This window comes from Ferviditalea candida (assembly GCF_035282765.1).
In the GTDB taxonomy this organism is placed as follows: domain Bacteria; phylum Bacillota; class Bacilli; order Paenibacillales; family KCTC-25726; genus Ferviditalea; species Ferviditalea candida.
The window spans coordinates 61,695-79,543 of record NZ_JAYJLD010000006.1 but is presented as its reverse complement, the minus strand read 5'-3'; the positions used below and the strand labels follow the sequence as shown (position 1 = coordinate 79,543).

The 17,849-nt window shown below is 51.3% G+C and carries 20 protein-coding genes; 19 read left to right on the top strand and 1 reads right to left on the bottom strand.

Annotation, left to right across the window (positions count from 1 at the left end; all coding sequences use genetic code 11):
• The first annotated feature begins 44 nt into the window (after nucleotides 1–44).
• The 16 genes from ftsY to VF724_RS05880 all read left to right on the top strand — a co-directional run bounded on the left by ftsY (nucleotide 45) and on the right by VF724_RS05880 (nucleotide 12,712).
• Nucleotides 45–1,049 (top strand): signal recognition particle-docking protein FtsY, encoded by a 1,005-nt coding sequence (gene ftsY / locus VF724_RS05955; RefSeq protein ID WP_371753309.1) that lies wholly within the window; start codon nucleotides 45–47, stop codon nucleotides 1,047–1,049.
• A gap of 179 nt (nucleotides 1,050–1,228) precedes the next feature.
• A complete protein-coding gene (gene ylxM / locus VF724_RS05950) occupies nucleotides 1,229–1,576 on the top strand; it encodes a YlxM family DNA-binding protein (RefSeq protein ID WP_371753308.1) in 348 nt (115 codons plus the stop codon).
• Nucleotides 1,577–1,650: 74 nt separating this feature from the next.
• Nucleotides 1,651–3,024 carry a signal recognition particle protein gene (gene ffh, locus VF724_RS05945; RefSeq protein ID WP_371753307.1) on the top strand — a complete coding sequence of 458 codons (1,374 nt, stop codon included), beginning with the start codon at nucleotides 1,651–1,653 and terminating at the stop codon, nucleotides 3,022–3,024.
• A gap of 52 nt (nucleotides 3,025–3,076) precedes the next feature.
• Entirely contained in the window at nucleotides 3,077–3,349 is a 273-nt protein-coding gene (rpsP, locus tag VF724_RS05940) for a 30S ribosomal protein S16 (RefSeq protein WP_371753387.1), read from the top strand.
• 23 nt (nucleotides 3,350–3,372) lie between these two features.
• Nucleotides 3,373–3,603, top strand: a complete 231-nt coding sequence (locus VF724_RS05935) for a KH domain-containing protein (protein WP_371753306.1) — start codon at nucleotides 3,373–3,375, stop codon at nucleotides 3,601–3,603.
• Nucleotides 3,604–3,767: 164 nt separating this feature from the next.
• The gene (gene rimM, locus VF724_RS05930) at nucleotides 3,768–4,289 is read left to right on the top strand and encodes a ribosome maturation factor RimM (protein ID WP_371753305.1); all 522 of its coding nucleotides are present in this window, start codon (nucleotides 3,768–3,770) and stop codon (nucleotides 4,287–4,289) included.
• Nucleotides 4,290–4,291: 2 nt separating this feature from the next.
• On the top strand, nucleotides 4,292–5,050 hold the full coding sequence (gene trmD, locus VF724_RS05925) for a tRNA (guanosine(37)-N1)-methyltransferase TrmD (RefSeq protein ID WP_371753304.1): 759 nt from the start codon (nucleotides 4,292–4,294) through the stop codon (nucleotides 5,048–5,050).
• Between the two features lie 335 nt (nucleotides 5,051–5,385).
• Nucleotides 5,386–5,730, top strand: coding sequence for a 50S ribosomal protein L19 (gene rplS, locus VF724_RS05920; protein ID WP_371753303.1), 345 nt, complete (start codon nucleotides 5,386–5,388; stop codon nucleotides 5,728–5,730).
• Nucleotides 5,731–5,867: 137 nt separating this feature from the next.
• Nucleotides 5,868–6,473, top strand: a complete 606-nt coding sequence (lepB, locus tag VF724_RS05915) for a signal peptidase I (protein ID WP_371753302.1) — start codon at nucleotides 5,868–5,870, stop codon at nucleotides 6,471–6,473.
• Nucleotides 6,470–7,345: a ribosome biogenesis GTPase YlqF gene (gene ylqF, locus VF724_RS05910; protein WP_371753301.1), complete on the top strand. Its 876-nt coding sequence runs from the start codon at nucleotides 6,470–6,472 to the stop codon at nucleotides 7,343–7,345. The genes lepB and ylqF overlap by 4 nt, the downstream gene beginning before the upstream one ends.
• 186 nt (nucleotides 7,346–7,531) lie before the next feature.
• Entirely contained in the window at nucleotides 7,532–7,723 is a 192-nt protein-coding gene (locus VF724_RS05905) for a hypothetical protein (RefSeq protein WP_371753394.1), read from the top strand.
• Nucleotides 7,724–7,730: 7 nt separating this feature from the next.
• Complete coding sequence (gene rnhB, locus VF724_RS05900) at nucleotides 7,731–8,381, top strand: ribonuclease HII (RefSeq protein WP_371753386.1); 651 nt, start codon at nucleotides 7,731–7,733, stop codon at nucleotides 8,379–8,381.
• Between the two features lie 112 nt (nucleotides 8,382–8,493).
• The gene (locus VF724_RS05895) at nucleotides 8,494–10,365 is read left to right on the top strand and encodes a TP0910 N-terminal domain-containing protein (protein WP_371753300.1); all 1,872 of its coding nucleotides are present in this window, start codon (nucleotides 8,494–8,496) and stop codon (nucleotides 10,363–10,365) included.
• Nucleotides 10,362–10,685 carry an EscU/YscU/HrcU family type III secretion system export apparatus switch protein gene (locus VF724_RS05890; RefSeq protein WP_371753299.1) on the top strand — a complete coding sequence of 108 codons (324 nt, stop codon included), beginning with the start codon at nucleotides 10,362–10,364 and terminating at the stop codon, nucleotides 10,683–10,685. The genes VF724_RS05895 and VF724_RS05890 overlap by 4 nt, the downstream gene beginning before the upstream one ends.
• Nucleotides 10,686–11,063, top strand: a complete 378-nt coding sequence (locus VF724_RS05885; RefSeq protein WP_371753298.1) for a YraN family protein — start codon at nucleotides 10,686–10,688, stop codon at nucleotides 11,061–11,063.
• A gap of 188 nt (nucleotides 11,064–11,251) precedes the next feature.
• Nucleotides 11,252–12,712, top strand: a complete 1,461-nt coding sequence (locus VF724_RS05880) for an aldehyde dehydrogenase family protein (protein WP_371753297.1) — start codon at nucleotides 11,252–11,254, stop codon at nucleotides 12,710–12,712.
• A gap of 87 nt (nucleotides 12,713–12,799) precedes the next feature.
• On the opposite strand, the gene VF724_RS05875 is transcribed toward VF724_RS05880, so the two are convergent.
• A complete protein-coding gene (locus tag VF724_RS05875; protein ID WP_371753296.1) occupies nucleotides 12,800–14,389 on the bottom strand; it encodes a YifB family Mg chelatase-like AAA ATPase in 1,590 nt (529 codons plus the stop codon).
• 321 nt (nucleotides 14,390–14,710) lie between these two features.
• On the opposite strand from VF724_RS05875, the gene VF724_RS05870 reads away from it, so the two are divergent.
• From VF724_RS05870 to sucD, 3 genes are all read left to right on the top strand, one after another.
• Nucleotides 14,711–14,971 (top strand): hypothetical protein, encoded by a 261-nt coding sequence (locus VF724_RS05870; RefSeq protein ID WP_371753295.1) that lies wholly within the window; start codon nucleotides 14,711–14,713, stop codon nucleotides 14,969–14,971.
• Nucleotides 14,972–15,655: 684 nt separating this feature from the next.
• Nucleotides 15,656–16,813: an ADP-forming succinate--CoA ligase subunit beta gene (gene sucC / locus VF724_RS05865; RefSeq protein ID WP_371753294.1), complete on the top strand. Its 1,158-nt coding sequence runs from the start codon at nucleotides 15,656–15,658 to the stop codon at nucleotides 16,811–16,813.
• A gap of 27 nt (nucleotides 16,814–16,840) precedes the next feature.
• Entirely contained in the window at nucleotides 16,841–17,773 is a 933-nt protein-coding gene (gene sucD, locus VF724_RS05860) for a succinate--CoA ligase subunit alpha (protein ID WP_371753293.1), read from the top strand.
• Nucleotides 17,774–17,849 lie beyond the last annotated feature (76 nt).

Sequence of the window (17,849 nt, the reverse complement as noted above, 5' to 3'; positions counted from 1 at the left end):
AACGTCCGGCGGGTTGATTGAATTTTTTCTTGGAGCGTGAAAAGATGAATTTTTTCAAGAAATTGAAGGAAGGCTTGACTGCAAAAACCGACGCGGTTACGCAAAAGTTCAAGGATGGGCTAAGCAAAACGAGGAACGCCTTTGTCGAACGGGTCGAGGAATTGATTCTCCGCCGCAAGAAAATCGATGAAGCGTTTTATGAGGAATTGGAAGAGATTTTGATCGGCGCCGATGTCGGCGTTTCTACCGTCATGGATTTGATCGACGAATTGAGAGACGAGGTGAAGAAGCGCAAAATTGAAGATGCGGCCCAACTCCAGCCGGTTCTGGCGGAAAAGCTGAACGGATTGCTGCAGGGCGAGGAAGACAGCAGCCTCAAAATGGCGGACAAAGGGCTAACGGTCTATTTGTTTGTCGGCGTCAATGGCGTCGGCAAAACAACCTCCATCGGGAAATTGGCCCATCGCTTCAAGCAGCAGGGCAAGAAGGTGCTGCTGGCTGCCGGGGACACGTTTCGCGCTGGGGCAATCGAACAGCTGGAGGTCTGGGGACAGCGTGTCGGTGTGGATGTGATCAAGCAGCAGGCCGGCTCCGATCCCGCGGCTGTGATCTTTGACGCCATTCAGGCAGCTTTAACGCGTGAAGTGGACATTCTGCTGTGCGATACGGCGGGACGACTGCAGAATAAGACGAACCTGATGGAGGAATTAAATAAAATTTTCCGCGTTATCCGCAGGGAAATTTCCGATGCTCCCCACGAGGTGCTGCTGGTCGTCGATGCCACAACGGGTCAGAACGCGTTGAATCAGGCCAAAATGTTTGGGGAAAAAACGGGTGTGACCGGCTTGATTTTGACCAAGCTGGACGGCACCGCCAAGGGCGGCATCGCGATCGCGATCCGTCAGGAATTGAAATTGCCGGTTAAATTCGTAGGCTTGGGCGAAAAGATGGATGATCTCGAGGAGTTTGATTCCGAACGGTTTGTCCAGGCATTATTCGCCGATTGGGCGGAGGCCGAGCCCGCGGACAGCGAGCATTCCGATCACTGACAAGGTAAATTGCTTGACATCTATAAGCGGATGGATTAATATAATATTCGTTGTTCGACACTGAAAGCGGGCCTGGATTTGGAAGCCGTTTTCAGGATATCGCGCTTTGCCGTCAAAAGTGAAACTAATTTCATCGCGAGCCCTAAGTTGTTTTTCCTTGACGGGGGGAGTTGGCCCGAATGGAAGATAAGCTTCTGGAAAAAACGAACCGGATTAATCTTTTGTACGATTTTTACCGGCAAATGTTGACTGAGAAGCAGCAGTTGTTTCTGGAATATTATTATCTCGATGATTATTCGCTCGGCGAAATCGCCGCGGAATTCAGCATCAGCCGGCAGGCGGTGTATGAGCATATCAAACGCGCGGCGAAATTGCTTGAAGACTATGAGGATAAATTGCAACTGTTGGCCAAGCATGACCAGAGAATGCTGCAGTTGAAGGAAATGGAATTTGCGTTGGCAAGGCTGCCTGAAGCATACAAGCCGGAGCTTCAATCGGCGATTGATAAGCTTCGCGATTTAAACTAAAAGCGGGCTTTCCTGCTGATTCCGGACGTCAGTTGATTTTATGCGGATTTTCGTCAAGTAAGGAGGGGGCGCTCATGGCTTTTGAAGGTTTATCCGGTCGGCTGCAGAGTGTATTCAGCAAGCTGAAAGGAAAAGGCAAGCTGTCGGAAGAAGATGTCAGTGAAGCGCTGCGCGAGGTTCGGCTTGCTCTTTTGGAAGCGGATGTCAATTTCAAGGTGGTCAAGGAATTTATTGCCAAAGTGAAAGAGCGCGCTGTCGGCCAGGACGTGATGAAAAGCTTCACTCCCGGGATGATGGTTGTCGATATCGTCAATAAAGAGCTGACCGATTTAATGGGCGGCGTGCAGAGCAAGCTGGAGAAGTCGAACAAGCCTCCCACCGTCATCATGATGGTCGGCTTGCAGGGGGCCGGTAAAACGACGACGTCCGGCAAGCTCGCCCGGCTGCTGCAGAAGCAAAACCACCGCCCGCTGCTCGTAGCCGGCGATATTTACCGCCCGGCGGCGATTAAGCAGTTGCAGATACTTGGCGAACAGATCAAAGTCCCCGTTTTCAGCCTGGGCGATCAAACGAGCCCGGTGGATATCGCGAGGGCCGCTTATGACCACGCGAAGGAAAACGGCAACGACTATCTGATCATGGATACCGCCGGCCGGCTGCATATAGACGAACAGCTGATGGAAGAGCTGGAGCAAATCCGGGAGGTTATCCACCCTGAAGAGATTCTGCTCGTGGTCGATGCCATGACCGGACAGGATGCCGTGAATGTGGCGGAAAGCTTTCACCGCCAGTTGAATCTGACCGGCGTTGTGCTGACCAAATTGGATGGGGACACCCGAGGAGGCGCCGCTTTGTCCGTCAAAGCGGTAACCGGCTGTCCGATCAAATTCGCCGCCATGGGCGAGAAGATCGATGCCCTTGAACCTTTTCATCCTGAGCGGATGGCCTCGCGGATTTTGGGGATGGGCGACATGCTGACCCTGATCGAGAAAGCGCAATCGGCCATCGATGCCGAAAAGGCAGCCGAATTGGAACGCAAAATGCGCAAGGCGGAATTTACTTTTGAGGATTTTCTCGACCAGATGGAGCAAATTAAAAAAATGGGGCCGATCGACCAGCTGCTCGACATGATGCCCGGCATGGGCAAAATGAAGGGTATGAAGGATTTGAAGGTGGACGAAAGGCAGATGGCCCGGGTGGAAGCGATCGTCAAATCGATGACGAAGGATGAAAAGCGAAAGCCGGAAATCCTCAACGCCAGCCGCCGCAAGCGAATCGCCAAGGGCAGCGGCACTTCGATCCAGGATGTCAACCGGTTGATCAAGCAGTTTGAGGATATGCGCATGATGATGAAGCAGTTTTCCTCCATGATGGGAGGAAAGGGCGGCAAAGGCGGGAAAGGCAAGCTCGGCAAATTGGGCAAGGGCTTCCGCTTCCCGTTCGGTTAAGAGGTTTTCGTCTGACCGATAAGAGATTGATTCTGCAAGGGAGGTGATCATGTTGGCAGTACGTATCCGATTGAAAAGAATGGGCGCGCATAAAGCTCCTTTTTACCGCATCGTGGTTTCCGATTCCCGTTCTCCGAGGGACGGTCGATTCATTGAAGAAATCGGCACTTACAACCCGGTGGCTCAGCCTGCCGCGGTGAATATTGATGAAGAAAAAGCGTTGAAATGGCTGCAAACTGGAGCGCAAGCTTCAGATACCGTTCGCAATCTTCTCAGCAAAGCCGGAGTTCTCAAGAAGTTTCATGAAATGAAACTGCAGAAATAAACGGTCGATTCGGAGGGCATGCGATGAAAGAATTAATTACGGTGATCGCGAAAGCGCTGGTCGATCATCCGAATGATGTAGCTGTGAAGGTTGTGGAAGAGGATCAAGTGACCGTTTACGAGCTGCACGTCCATCCGGAGGATGTAGGCAAGGTAATCGGCAAGCAAGGCCGCATTGCCAAGGCGCTGCGCACAGTTGTCACATCCGCTGCGGTGAAAGAAAACAAGCGGGTCGCTGTCGAAATTGTGTCATAGCCATCCACCCGATCCGGCCGATTCTCAATAATCGTTGAAGCCCATGGCATAATTTCACTTTTATGCTGTAACAAACGACTGTATATGAAATCCTTTGGGTTAGGGAACGTCCCTAACCTTTTTGGATTTGCATACGGGCCACGTATCTGTTGGAGGGATTTCGCATGGAAAACAAAATGTACACGGTAGGGCGGATCGTGAATACCCACGGAATCCGCGGCGAAACGAAGGTGATTTCATCGACCGACTTTCCCGAGTTGCGATTTGAGAAGGGCAGCGTGCTGCATATCCTTCAACCCGGAGAACGGGTGCCGGCGGCCACGGTCGAGGTCGAGCGGGCGCGCATGCAAAAAAACACGTATATTGTGAAATTCAAGCAATTTGACAATATTAATGATGTGGAAAAGTTTAAAGGGGCGTTATTGAAAATCACCGCTTCGCAGCAGGCGGAGCTTCCCCAGAACGAGTACTATTTCCATGAGATCGTCGGCTGTAAGGTGTTGACGGAAGATGGAGAGGAGCTCGGAACCGTGTCGGAAATATTGACTCCCGGTGCGAATGATGTCTGGGTCGTCCAGCGGCCGGCGGGAAAACCCGTACTGCTTCCGGTTATCGATGAGGTGGTGCTGAACGTGGATGTGCAGAACCGGAAAATCACCGTTCATTTGATGGAGGGCTTGATCTGACCATGAAAATCGATGTCCTGACGTTGTTCCCTTCAATGTTCGCCGGCGTTTTTGCAGCCAGCATTCTGGGGAAAGCGGAAGAGAAAGGGATCGTTCAGCTGAATACGGTGAATTACCGTGATTTTTCGCAGAATAAGCACAATACGGTCGACGATTATCCGTATGGCGGAGGAGGCGGGATGGTGCTTAAGCCGGAGCCGATTTTCGAGGCGGTGGAAAGCTTGCTTAGCCCGGATGCGCCGAAGCCGCGGATCATCTTGACATGCCCTCAAGGCGAGCGGTTTGACCAGCGCAAAGCGGAGGAATTAGCCAGGGAGTCGCATCTGATTTTCATCTGCGGGCATTATGAAGGCTACGATGAACGCATCCGCGAGCATTTGGTCACCGATGAGCTTTCGCTCGGCGATTTTGTGCTGACCGGCGGGGAAATTCCGGCGATGGCGATGATCGACAGCGTGGTGAGGCTGCTGCCCGGCGTGCTGGGCAATGAACAGTCTTCGATAACCGATTCCTACAGTACGGGCTTTCTGGAATACCCGCAGTACACGAGACCGGCCGAATATCGGGGTTGGACAGTGCCGGAGGTGCTGCTTTCCGGACATCACGAGAAAATCGGGCTGTGGAGAAAAAAACAGATGCTGCGCCGAACGCTTTTGCGTCGGCCGGATCTGCTGGATCGCGAATCGCTGACGGTCGAGGAATTGCGTATGCTGGAACAGCTCAAAGCGGAATTGGATGATCCGAACCGCGACGCGACTTAGTCTTAGCCACTTAGTCTCTCCATCAGAAATGTTCAGGTGAAGGTTTTGTTTTCTATGCGAGCATGGGAAGATGCCGGATAACGACTTTGGCTTTGAGTTTTATCCAATCGATCAGTTGTTCATGGCGGAAACTCAAAACAACGGAACTTGGAGGCACTTTCCATGTGCAGCTGGAAATAACAATAGCGGATCAAAATTGCTTGTTTTTCATAACATCATGTGGTAAAATAGCTTTTGTTGCGTTGAATCTGGTGGTCCTCTGCGCGTGATGATGGACTGTTCGGTCTTCGAACCTTGAGCGCTATGAACACCTGTGTGGAAGGAGGAAGTCATATATGAGCAGCTTAATTCAGGAAATTACGAAGGAACAATTGCGGCAGGATATTCCGAGCTTTCGCCCCGGAGATACTTTGAAAGTACACGTTAAAGTTGTCGAGGGTACCCGCGAGCGCATTCAGGTTTTTGAGGGTGTGGTTATTATGCGGCGCGGAGGCGGAATCAGCGAAACGTTCACGGTAAGAAAAATTTCTTACGGTGTCGGTGTGGAAAGAACCTTTCCGCTTCATTCGCCGAAAATCGATAAGATCGAAGTGACTCGCCGCGGGAAAGTCCGCCGTGCGAAGCTGTATTATCTTCGCGGTCTGCGTGGAAAAGCGGCAAGAATTACCGAAATTCGTTAATAAGGCTAACCAAAGAGCTTGCGGCGCAAGCTCTTTTTTTGCGCCCGCATCGGGTAATTATGAGATTGCGCCAATATGTGTTAAAATATTCGAGAATGTGTGAAACTATCCAAGGGAAAAAGAAAGGTAATGAAGCGATGGAACACAATCAAAATCAAGTCAAAAGAGAAGTCATGGAATGGGTCAAAGCCATTGTCATCGCAGGAGTTCTTGTCGGTCTTATCCGTTGGTTTATTTTTGCCCCGTTTATCGTCGACGGGCCCTCCATGCAGCCCAATTTTTTTAGCGGCGAACGTTTGATTGTCAATAAGCTTATTTATGATTTCCGTCCGCCGCAAAGAGGGGAAGTCATTGTGTTTGTAGCTCCCGAGAGCAAGGATTACATCAAGCGGGTGATTGCGCTTCCCGGCGAAACGGTGAAGGTGGTTGGCGACCAGGTCTTTATAAATGGACAGCAAATCGATGAGCCCTACATCAAAAACGAAATAGAAACGGCAAAGAAAAATGGAACGCTTTACAATACGCTTCGCAACTTCAAAGAAGTCAACGGCAAAGTGGAGCAGGTGAAGGTGCCTGACAACGAACTGTTCGTCATGGGCGACAACCGGCCGAACAGCAAAGACAGCCGCTTCGGGGATGTCGGGTTCGTGCCTTACGCAAAGGTGATCGGACGCGCCGATTTCGTATTTTGGCCGTTCGACCAAATTCATTTCATTAAACACTCCTATGAGGTGAATCCATGACGATTCAATGGTTTCCGGGCCATATGACCCGAGCCAGGAGACAAATTCAGGACAAGCTCAAACTGATCGATATTGTAATCGAGCTGTTGGACGCAAGGATTCCGCTGTCCAGCCGAAATCCGATGATCCACGAGATTCTGAAGGATAAACCCCGGCTGGTCGTTATGAATAAATGCGATTTGGCTGATCCCCAGGTGACCGAGCGGTGGGTTGCGCACTTTCGCAAAGAAGGCCTGAACGCTCTGCCGATCGATTCCGCCTCCGGGTATCATGTGCCTGAAATTGTTCCCTCCTGCAAAGCGCTGCTGAAGGATAAAATCGATGCGCAGATCCGCAAGGGAATCACGCCAAGGGCTTTTCGCGCCCTGATCGTCGGCATTCCGAATGTCGGCAAATCGACCCTGATCAACCGTTTGGCGGGAAAAAGCGCAGCCGCCACCGGAGACAAGCCGGGGATCACGAAGGCGCAGCAGTGGATTAAGGTAGGCAAAGAAATGGAACTGCTGGATACACCTGGAATTCTCTGGCCGAAGTTCGAGGATCAGGAGGTAGGCTACCGCTTGGCCGTGACCGGAGCCATCAAAGAAGAAATTCTGAACATCGAGGATGTCGGCTTTTATGCGACGCGATATATGCTTAAACTTTATCCCGAACGTTTATCTGAACGCTTTGAGCTGGAACTGCCGCCGGTCGATTTGCAAAATCCGCAGGAGATCGTAAAAGTGATGGAGCAAATCGGACGAAAAAGGGGATGCCTGAGAAGCGGAGGACATATCGATTTGGAGAAGGCGTCAGGCGTGATCCTAAGAGATCTCCGTTCCGGGAAAATGGGTCCTGTCAGTTTGGAGAATCCGGCGGATTGCCGCGAATGATCGATTCTGGAGGGCTTCCTTTACGCTGGAGGCTCTCCGTTTAATTTTTAGCGATTAGGAAGATGGGTATTTATAAGTTGCGAAAATGAAGAGGGTAGAGTGAACTATATTTAGATGTTTATCTAAATATATAATTATTAACAAGCGGTGCAGACGGATGAATCGAATGACTGAAGAGGTGACGATATGAAGATTTTTTCAAAGCGCTGGCCGATCCGACGAGGCGGGAAATTTTGCGGATGCTTGGTATTCGGAATTCTGATAGTCGTCCTGCCTTTCGCCATGAAATGGATCCGACAGCTCGACCTGAAAAAAGACAACTATGCGAAATTCGAAGGCGTCTTTTATTCCTATATCCTTTTTGTCAGAAAAAGATAATGGTAAGATTAAGGTAAACAAGACAAAGGGGAGCAGGAACAAGAGCCGTATGCTGACATACGAAAAGGAACTGTGGAGCAAAGGGTATACGCTGATTGCCGGAATTGACGAGGTTGGAAGAGGCTGCCTGTTCGGCGATGTTGTCGCGGCGGCGGTCATTCTTCCGCAGGGGCTTGATTTGCAGGAAGTTAACGATTCGAAGAAGCTCAGTGAGACGAAGCGGGAACAGCTCTATCAGGTTATTATGGACAATGCGATAGCAACCGGCATCGGCTGCGTCGACCCGCCTACGATCGATAAAATCAATATCAAGCAGGCGTCCAGATTGGCTATGAAAAAGGCGTTGGCTCAGCTTGAGACGAGCCCGGATTATTTACTGATCGACGCGGAGAAGATCGAATCGGACATTCCGCAACTGGCGATCATCCACGGCGATGCGCTCAGCAAATCGATAGCCGCGGCATCCATTGTGGCCAAAGTGACCAGAGACCGAATGTGTCTCGAATGGGATTTGCAATATCCCGAATACGGTCTTGCGCTGCATAAAGGGTATGCTACGGCTTTACATAGGAAGCGGCTGCTGGAATACGGGGCCAGTCCGCTTCATCGGACTTCTTTTCTAGGAAAAATTCTGACGATCCAGCAGGAGCTGTTTTAACCGGTTGCTGCGGAACGCCACCCGGGCAGCTTCAATATCCGGGAAAAATAACCGATATGATGGTTATAGGCTTGCTGCATGATGGCAGTTTTCGAGTAATGGAGGGTATTGGATGAATATCGGACAGCTGCTTCGCGGGCTGCTCGGCGATATGCAGCTATCGGAACCGAAGCAGCTGGAGTTGAAGGTTGGGGAAATCGTCAAAGGCGTCGTTTTAAAGCTGTTATCCGATCAGGAAGCTCTGCTGAATATCGGAGGGGTACGGGTGACAGCGAAGCTGGAAACGCCTCTGTTCCCGGGACAGATGACATTGCTGCAGGTGCAGCCGGAATCCCGGCAGGGACAAATCCTGCTCAAACCGCTTCCGAATTCCGCGGACATGGCGGATCTGCCCGCAGCCCAGCAGCTGAAGCTGTTCGGAACGAAGGATACGCCCGAGAACAGACGGATTCTTCAGATGATGCAGCAGGCAGGAATTTCACTGACGAAGGAGAACCTGCAAACGTTCCAACAGCTGGCTGCCGCCAAGCCCCCGTCATTGCCCTTGGAGGAATGGATGCAATCCGGAATTACGGCTTTTCACAAGGGACTGCCGATTGTCGGGGATATTGTTCTGCCGCTGCACCAAACCGTTTACGGCAAACCGCTGCATCAATTGCTCACGGAGGTCGCCGCTTCGGCTTCACGTCTGCAGGCCGTTTCGGCGCTAGAATCGTCCGCTGCGGATCAGGCATCGGCCGCTTCGGCGCAACCCCCATTACAGGCCGCTGAGAGCAGCGGCTTCGCCTCCTTTTTAGCGGCGAAGCCTGCTTTGGAACAGCTGCTGGAAACGCTTCGGCGTTTGTCCGGGTCTTCCGATAAGGGGGGAGCCCCGACCCGTTTCGGGCCTGTTTCGTCTCCGGAGGGTTATGCAGCTTCTGCAGCGGATGACGAAACCGATCAAACCGCATCGCCGCTCTCCGAAAAAAAACAGACCGGTACGGCCGCTGAGGCTAATTTTCAGACCCGCTCAGGGCAAGCAGCGGCCGCCAGCCCTTTATCCGCAGCTTCCGACGCGGCGGATTTGCACAAATCCCGCATGGACAACGCCGGCGGCACCGGGCCCCATATCCCACCCCGGGAACGATCCGGGGAACCGCAGATTTCCGTTTCCTTGCATAGTGCTGCGGATCTGACGGAACAAACTCCTGGCTCAGGCACAAGCACGAGTCCTCCTTCTGCTTTTGGCGGCTCTGCGCGGGAGGACTCCCGCTGGATTTCAGACCTCTTGAAGGCGTTGGGAGTCCAGCACGAACGCGATGCCTTGGCTGTTCTGGAGAAGCATGAGCGGCAGCCCGAACAGGCTGAGACGGATGAACCGCAAAGGACACTTGTTCAGGATGGACAGGCTTTGAGGTCGCTTCAAAGCCCGGACAGGACAGCCGATACATTGAAGGCTCACCTGCTGTCCTTGCTTCAGGGGCAGGGTCTGCCTGCGGATTTGAAGAAAGGCGCGCAGCAGCTTCTTCACCAGATTACCGGGCAGCAGCTGCTGATGCTGCCGGATAAAGGCCCGCTGATTTCCCATGTCGCGCTGTATTTGCCCATTCTGAATCCCGACGGGGAGCAGACCGCGGCGGTGCATATTCAATCGCGAAAAGGCAAGCGCGGTCAGCTCGATGCGCATAACTGCCGCATCTTGTTCGATCTGCAGATGAAATACCTTGGAAGAACGCTTGTGGATGTGCAGGTCGTGGACCGTACGGTGAGCCTTCGCATGTTGAACGATCATCCGGAAATCGGCGAAATGACGGAGATTTACCGCCGGGAGCTTGCTGGTGTGCTGGATCAAGCCGGGTTTCAGTTTCTTTCGATGAAATGTCTTCCCTTACCCAATGTTGACGCAGGCGGGGAGCAGGCGGCCGACGCCTCAATCCCAAAGCCGGCAGGGGATCCGGCGGAGTTTCGTGCCAAACCGTACAAAGGAGTGGATTTCCGGATATGAAGGAAAGCAAAAGGCCTTATCAGGCTGCATCGTGGAAAAACGGCGGCAAAGAGATAAGCAAAGCAGTCGCGCTCCGTTATGTTCAGGAACAGCAGGAAGCTCCGATTGTTACGGCTAAAGGCAAGGGACTCGTTGCCCAAAAAATCATTGAGCGGGCCCAAGCATCCGGCGTTCCCGTGCAGGAAAACGCTTCTTTGGTGGAAGTGCTGTCCAAACTCGACATCGACCAGCAAATTCCTCCGGAATTGTATCAACTGGTTGCCGAGGTTCTCAGCTTCGTCTATCGGATGGACCAAAGAGTCAGACGTACGGAGGCATAAATGGATAACGGGCATGTGGATCGGAGAAAGCTGGTGGGCGCCGACGGGGAGCGTAAAGCTGCCGGGTATTTGCGGGAAAACGGCTACACGATTCGCCAAACCAATTGGCGGTGCAAAAGCGGCGAGATCGACATCGTTGCCGAAAAAAACGGAATTGTGATCTTTGTCGAAGTCCGCACCCGAAGCACGAAAGGCTTGTACGGTACTCCGCTGGAATCGGTCCGCGCCCGCAAGCAGCATCAAGTCAGACAAACCGCCCGGATATATCTGCATCAAGAGGGAGAGCTTGAACGAAGGATCCGTTTTGACGTGATTGCGGTTCAGCTGTCAGCAGACGGACGCTTGCTGGAGCTGCGGCACATCGAGAACGCATTCTAGAACGAGCGGGCAAGTATCGCCCCTCTAACGGCCTCTCGAGCGATGATGGTTTTTTGTGAGACTTTCTCAAACTTTGTAATAATTCTTCTTGTAAGCGCATCAATCTTTTCATAAACTAGTAAATAGGGAGCATTCTTATTTTCCCAGAATGAATCGATAAATCACACATTTGGAGAGGAGTTCGGTTAATGGCACGCTTTGAAGAATTGAATAAGAGCTTTATCAATGGTGAATGGACCGAGGGATTAAGCGACCGCACTTATGATATTTTGAATCCCTACGATCGTTCAGTCGTAACAACCGTGCGTTTGGCAACATTGGCTCAGCTTAACGAAGCTTTTGAAGTTGCCAAGCAAGCGCAAAAACAGTGGGCGAAATCCACAGTGGAAGAAAGAAGGGAAGTTCTTCGCAAGGCGGCCGAGTATTTGAAGGAGAATCATGACGAGATTGTCGATATCCTTGTCCGTGAAACCGGGGGGACTGTCTTAAAAGGCAATGTCGAGCATCATTTGACAATGGAATTTTTGGAGGAAGCGATCAATTATGCGGATGAAATATACAAAATCAGGGAAGTGCCCGATCACATCGACGGCAAGGTGAATCATGTTCATCGTTTGCCGCTTGGCGTAATCGCTTCCATTTCTCCGTTTAACTTCCCGATGAACCTATCAATGAGAACGATTGCCCCGGCCATCGCATTGGGCAACAGCGTCGTTCACAAGCCTGATATTCAGGTTGGGTTGTCCGGCGGTTCGATCATTACCAAAGCGTTTGAGTATGCAGGCCTCCCCAAAGGAGTGCTGAATTTGATCCTGACCGATTTGACGGAAATCGGCGACGGCATGCTGACGAATCCGATCAGCAGCTTGATCAGCTTCACCGGTTCTTCCGCAGTAGGCAGACATATCGGCAAGATTGCCGGCGAGAACCTGAAGCGTGTGGCGCTTGAACTGGGTGGAAACAGCCCGTTTATCGTACTGTCCGATGCAGATGTGGATCAGGCCGTGAACGCCGCGATTTTCGGCAAGTTCATTCACCAGGGACAAATTTGCATGATTGTCAACCGGATTATTGTGCATAAAGACAAACACGATGAATTCGTCCAGAAGTTTGTCGAGAAAGCGAAAGCCCTTCCTTACGGCGATCCGAGAGATCCGAAAACGGTCATTGGTCCGTTGGTCAATGAACGCCAGATTGAAAAGGCTCTCAATAATATCCAAGAAGCCAAGCGCGAAGGCGCAACGGCAGTATTGGAAGGCACGCGCATCGGAAATATTGTTACGCCTACCGTATTTACGAATGTCAAAAACTCCATGAAAATTGCCCAAACGGAGCTGTTCGCGCCGATCGCCACGATTATCAAGGCTGAAACCGATGAAGAAGCGATCGCGATTGCAAACGATACCGAATACGGCTTAAGCTCTTCCATCTTTACGACCGATCTGGAAAAAGGCGAAAAGCTGGGTTTGGAAATTGAAAGCGGAATGACGCATATCAATGACCAAACGGTTAACGACAGCCCGATCATCCCGTTCGGAGGATGCAAGGCGAGCGGTTTGGGACGGTTTGGAAACCCCTGGATTGTGGAAGAATTCACGCAAACCAAATGGGTTTCGGTACAAACCAAATACAGACAATTCCCGTTCTAATAATAGAATTGCATACGCCATGTTTCAAGGGCTGTCAGGTTTCCCGGCAGCCCTTGTTTGGCTTTGGCTTGGCTTTACAAAATCGGATCAGCTCATCGTATATTTGCGATCTAGATTGCGGTATTGGATCGCTTCGGCCAGATGCCGGTCATCAATTTGTTCGCTGCCTTCCAGATCGGCGATGGTTCGGGCGATTTTCAAAATTCGGTCATGCGCGCGAACGCTCATCCCCAGCGCTTGGAACGATTGGAACAGTAGTTGCTCGGCATCCGGTTTCAACCGGCAGTGCTTTCTCAGCAATTTGCCGTTAAGTCCCCCGTTTGTATGTATGGCTTCCCCGGCGTACCTCCAGTATTGAACCTCTCTGGCCGCAAGGATTTGCTGCCTGATTTGAGACGATCCCAATGCCGGGATTTCGGATGTTGTTCTACTTGAAATTGGCTGTCGGGAGAGCTCCCTGTAGTCGACGCGCGGCACGTCCACATGCAAATCAATCCGATCCAGCAGGGGGCCGGAAATCTTGGCCCGATATGCGCTGATCTTGTGCGGACTGCAGGTACAAGGTGTGGTTTCGCTCTCCGAGCCGTAGTATCCGCACGGACAAGGATTCATAGTAGCCGCCAGCATGAAATCCGTCGGAAACACAAACATGCCCCGTGCTCTGGAAATGGCAACACGGCGATCTTCAAGCGGCTGTCTCAATACCTCCAGGACGGAGCGCGCAAATTCAGGAAGCTCATCCAGGAACAAGACACCTTTATGAGCAAGACTGACTTCTCCCGGCAGCGGAGGACTTCCACCGCCGATCAGTCCCGCTTGGCTGATCGTATGGTGCGGTGCGCGAAATGGCCTGTTTCGGATGAAGGTTGAGCGATCGGTCAATTTGCCGGCGATGCTGTAAATTTTCGTTACATCCATCGCTTCGTCATCGTCAAGCGGCGGTAGAATGGACGGGAGCCTGCGGATCAGCATCGTTTTCCCGGAGCCGGGAGGGCCGATCAACATGATGTTGTGCATGCCGGCAGCGGCGATCATCAAAGCCCGTTTCGCTTGGTATTGCCCCAGCACATCGTTGAAATCCTCTTCCTGGATCGCCGGAATTCCCTTCTCGGCTTTTTTTGTTTTATGAAGCAAATGATTAGCCTCATTAAATAATTTAGTCGGCGGGTCGTTCAGTTTCCCGGAGCTCAGATCCTGCAAATGCGAAACTGGAATCACTTCAATGCCTTCCACAAGAGCGGCCTCTTCCGCATTCTGCACGGGGAGCATCACCTTGACTAACCCCTCATTACGGGCGCCGTGAACCATCGGCAGTACGCCGGGAATCGGCCGGAGGCCGCCGTCGAGGGAAAGCTCCCCGATGAATAGCGTCCGTTCCAGATCGTCCAAATGAATTTGACCGCTTGTTTGAAGAATGCCGACGGCGATCGCAAGATCGAAAGCGGAGCCTTCCTTCCGCAAATCGGCCGGAGCGAGATTGACCGTGATTCTTTCCATCGGAAACGAGAAATTGCAGTTTTTGATGGCGGAGCGGACACGATCGGTCGATTCACGGATGGAGTTGTCAGGCAGACCGACGATATTCATCTGCGGCAGACCGTTGCTAAGATCGATTTCAACTTCAACCAGTCTGCCGTTCATCCCGTTTACGCAGGAACTGATTACTTTTCCGTACATATAAAAAAACACCTTTCTCCATGATTTTGGGTCATCGATAAAAGGTGCTTCCTTATTATCAGTGCCATTTCCATGGCACCGGCGAGTGATGAAAATGGCGAGCGATGCGTCCTTGAAGAATTCACATTGAATTGTTTTTTAGTCGAAGTGAATTTTCAAGATAGGTCGTTATAGGTCTGCAGGATGGTTCTTGCTCTGTACGAAAATATTCTAAACCAAGTCCGCATCGTTTTTCAATAGACCTTCAAAATAAAAATTCGAAAATCGCGTTTAGTAAAATCATCTAAATCTGGATACTCTAACAATTGAGGTGATGAAAGCATGCAGGAAAAACCTTATTTTTGCCCCAACTGCCGTTCCAATCGGGTCAAATTCAGTGTGGTATCCAGTTATTCGCAGCGGATCGTCAAGGATGCGATCAGCGGAGCCGTAATGGAAACGGATGAGCCGCAGCAAGTGCAGGAAAGCGAACCCAACATCCAATGCCAGGTTTGCGGTTTTGTCGGAAACGAGATGAGATTCGTCAAACAAGCGGAAAGGGAACCAAGGCGGGATTCTACCGTGCAGTCTGCTTACGTATAAATAAGGCATCGCGATGAAATAATTTCGAAAAGGCAAAGATCAATTAAACCGCTTGAACCTTTGCCGCCAAAAGCGGAACTAATTTCATCGCGAGCCCTAAGCAGACTTTCTCTGCCGTTTCACGGTATCAGCAGGAACTGAAATCGTCTGAGCGAAAGGAAGCGCAATCTTTCTGCGGGAGATCTGCGTTTTCTTTTGCCTGACGCGAAAACAGGGCTAATCCGGAGTTATTTCCAGAGAAATTAAAAAAAACGGCGATATTCTGCTTTGTTCCGTCTAAAATCTGTTGAAAATATGGGAAATTGAAATCTATAGGAAGGAAATTGTCGAAAAAACGTGATACAATGGGTAAGGTTTGTGTGTAATTTCACGGCTTCGCGGATCATTTTTAGCAGGAATTCAACCCCGCAAGTCGAAGTTTTGAAAGGGAATTCAGGAAGCGTGTGCGATACAGAACAGCTTGCCCCAGCTTTTCTGTTCACATATTCACAAGATTTTATGAGTTGACGTCCTGCGCCATTTCATGACACCCACAGGTGTGAGATGGCATGTTGATGCGTCCTTGAAGTATTCACATTGAATTTACCTTTAACTGAAGTGAATTTTCAAGATACTTATAATTTCTTATTTTTTTGCCTTGCAAGGCATCGCGATGCCCTAGATCAACGATAGGAGGATCAGAGAATGAATATCCATGAATATCAAGCGAAAGAAGTCTTGAAGCAGTATGGGGTTAAGGTTCCTGACGGGAAAGTCGCGTTTACCGTCGACGAAGCCGTTGAAGGAGCCAAGGCCTTAGGGACGTCGATTGTCGTCGTGAAAGCGCAAATTCATGCGGGCGGAAGGGGTAAAGCCGGGGGCGTGAAAGTTGCCAAAAATCTGGACGAAGTTCGTACATACGCCGAAAACCTGCTCGGGAAAGTGCTGGTCACGCATCAAACCGGTCCGGAAGGCAAGGAAGTCAAGCGCTTGCTGATTGAACAGGGGTGCAACATCAAGAAGGAGTATTATGTCGGAGTGGTCGTTGACCGTGCGACCGGCCGTGTCGTCATGATGGCGTCGGAGGAAGGCGGAACCGAAATCGAGGAAGTCGCCGCCCGCACGCCGGAAAAAATTTTCAAAGAAGTGATTGACCCTGCCGTAGGCCTGCTGCAATTCCAAGCGCGCAGACTTGCGTATGCCATCAACATTCCAAACGAGCTGGTCAATAAGGCCGTGAAATTCATGACGGCTCTTTATACCGCTTTTGTAGATAAAGACTGCTCCATTGCCGAAATCAACCCGCTTGTCGTCACCGGCGACGGAGACGTCATGGCATTGGATGCGAAGCTGAATTTCGATTCCAACGCGTTGTTCCGTCATAAGGATATTTTAGAGCTGCGCGATCTCGATGAAGAGGATGAGAAGGAAATTCAAGCCTCCAAATACGATCTCAGCTATATCGCCTTGAACGGAAACATCGGCTGCATGGTGAACGGGGCCGGATTGGCCATGGCAACCATGGATATCATCAAGCATTACGGCGGCGAGCCCGCCAACTTTCTGGATGTGGGCGGCGGAGCGACGGCGGAAAAAGTTACCGAGGCGTTCAAAATCATCCTGTCCGATGAGAATGTAAAAGGCATTTTTGTCAATATATTCGGCGGCATTATGCGATGCGACGTGATCGCCAGCGGCGTGGTGGAAGCTGCGAAGCAGGTCGGTCTTACCCGTCCTTTGGTGGTCCGGCTCGAAGGAACCAATGTCGATCTCGGCAAGAAGATCCTTAATGAATCCGGATTGAATATCGTCGCTGCCGACTCCATGGCAGACGGGGCGCAAAAAATCGTGGCATTGGTATAATAGTGCACTTTGGAGGAGGAAAGTAAAATGAGCATTCTGGTGAATAAAAACACGAAAGTGATCACGCAGGGAATTACCGGCTCTACCGGGCTGTTCCATGCCAAAGGAGCTTTGGATTACGGGACGCAGATGGTCGGCGGCGTGACTCCGGGCAAAGGTGGCATGAATCTCGATATCGCCCTGGAGAACGGACAGACGGTGAAGGTTCCGGTCTTTAATTCCGTATTGGAAGCGAAAGAACAAACGGGAGCCAATGCCTCCGTCATCTACGTAGCCCCGCCATTTGCCGCGGATGCGATCATGGAGGCGGTGGACGCGGATCTGGATCTGGTCATCGCCATTACCGAGGGCATTCCCGTTCTTGATATGGTCAAGGTCAAACGCTTCATGGAAGGCAAAAGAACGAGATTGATCGGTCCGAACTGTCCTGGTGTCATTACTCCGGGCGAGTGCAAAATCGGAATTATGCCCGGCTACATCCATTTGCCCGGACATGTCGGCGTCGTCTCCCGGAGCGGAACGCTGACCTATGAAGCCGTTCATCAATTGACGACGAGAGGCATCGGCCAATCGACGGCTGTCGGGATCGGCGGAGATCCCGTTAAAGGAACCGAATTCATTGATGTTCTGAAAATGTTTAACGAAGATCCGGACACCTACGCGGTGATCATGATCGGTGAAATCGGCGGTACGGCGGAGGAAGAAGCGGCCGAATGGATCAAAGCCAACATGAAGAAGCCGGTTGTCGGCTTCATCGGGGGAAAGACGGCTCCTCCAGGCAAAAGGATGGGTCATGCCGGAGCGATCATTTCCGGCGGCAAGGGTACGGCAGCGGAAAAAATCAGTGTTATGGAATCCTGCGGCATCCGGGTCGCTCCGACTCCTTCGGATATGGGAGCAACCTTGGCAGGTGTGCTGGAGGAAAAGGGTTTGCTGGAGAAGTGCATCACCCGCAAATAACTGACGCCAATGCCCCAAATTAATTGAATCCCGCGGAATAGGTAAGCAACCTTCCATTACCCCTATAAGGGTATGG

Excerpts from the sequence above, each read along its gene's own strand:
- ffh (WP_371753307.1), top strand. The coding sequence starts at position 1,651 with ATGGCTTTTGAAGGTTTATCCGGTCGGCTGCAGAGTGTATTCAGCAAG.
- rimM (WP_371753305.1), top strand. The coding sequence starts at position 3,768 with ATGGAAAACAAAATGTACACGGTAGGGCGGATCGTGAATACCCACGGA.
- VF724_RS05905 (WP_371753394.1), top strand. The coding sequence starts at position 7,532 with ATGAAGATTTTTTCAAAGCGCTGGCCGATCCGACGAGGCGGGAAATTT.
- trmD (WP_371753304.1), top strand. The coding sequence starts at position 4,292 with ATGAAAATCGATGTCCTGACGTTGTTCCCTTCAATGTTCGCCGGCGTT.
- sucD (WP_371753293.1), top strand. The coding sequence starts at position 16,841 with ATGAGCATTCTGGTGAATAAAAACACGAAAGTGATCACGCAGGGAATT.
- lepB (WP_371753302.1), top strand. The coding sequence starts at position 5,868 with ATGGAACACAATCAAAATCAAGTCAAAAGAGAAGTCATGGAATGGGTC.
- VF724_RS05870 (WP_371753295.1), top strand. The coding sequence starts at position 14,711 with ATGCAGGAAAAACCTTATTTTTGCCCCAACTGCCGTTCCAATCGGGTC.
- ylxM (WP_371753308.1), top strand. The coding sequence starts at position 1,229 with ATGGAAGATAAGCTTCTGGAAAAAACGAACCGGATTAATCTTTTGTAC.
- VF724_RS05935 (WP_371753306.1), top strand. The coding sequence starts at position 3,373 with ATGAAAGAATTAATTACGGTGATCGCGAAAGCGCTGGTCGATCATCCG.
- ylqF (WP_371753301.1), top strand. The coding sequence starts at position 6,470 with ATGACGATTCAATGGTTTCCGGGCCATATGACCCGAGCCAGGAGACAA.
- rplS (WP_371753303.1), top strand. The coding sequence starts at position 5,386 with ATGAGCAGCTTAATTCAGGAAATTACGAAGGAACAATTGCGGCAGGAT.
- ftsY (WP_371753309.1), top strand. The coding sequence starts at position 45 with ATGAATTTTTTCAAGAAATTGAAGGAAGGCTTGACTGCAAAAACCGAC.
- VF724_RS05885 (WP_371753298.1), top strand. The coding sequence starts at position 10,686 with ATGGATAACGGGCATGTGGATCGGAGAAAGCTGGTGGGCGCCGACGGG.
- sucC (WP_371753294.1), top strand. The coding sequence starts at position 15,656 with ATGAATATCCATGAATATCAAGCGAAAGAAGTCTTGAAGCAGTATGGG.
- VF724_RS05890 (WP_371753299.1), top strand. The coding sequence starts at position 10,362 with ATGAAGGAAAGCAAAAGGCCTTATCAGGCTGCATCGTGGAAAAACGGC.
- VF724_RS05880 (WP_371753297.1), top strand. The coding sequence starts at position 11,252 with ATGGCACGCTTTGAAGAATTGAATAAGAGCTTTATCAATGGTGAATGG.
- VF724_RS05875 (WP_371753296.1), bottom strand. The coding sequence starts at position 14,389 with ATGTACGGAAAAGTAATCAGTTCCTGCGTAAACGGGATGAACGGCAGA.
- VF724_RS05895 (WP_371753300.1), top strand. The coding sequence starts at position 8,494 with ATGAATATCGGACAGCTGCTTCGCGGGCTGCTCGGCGATATGCAGCTA.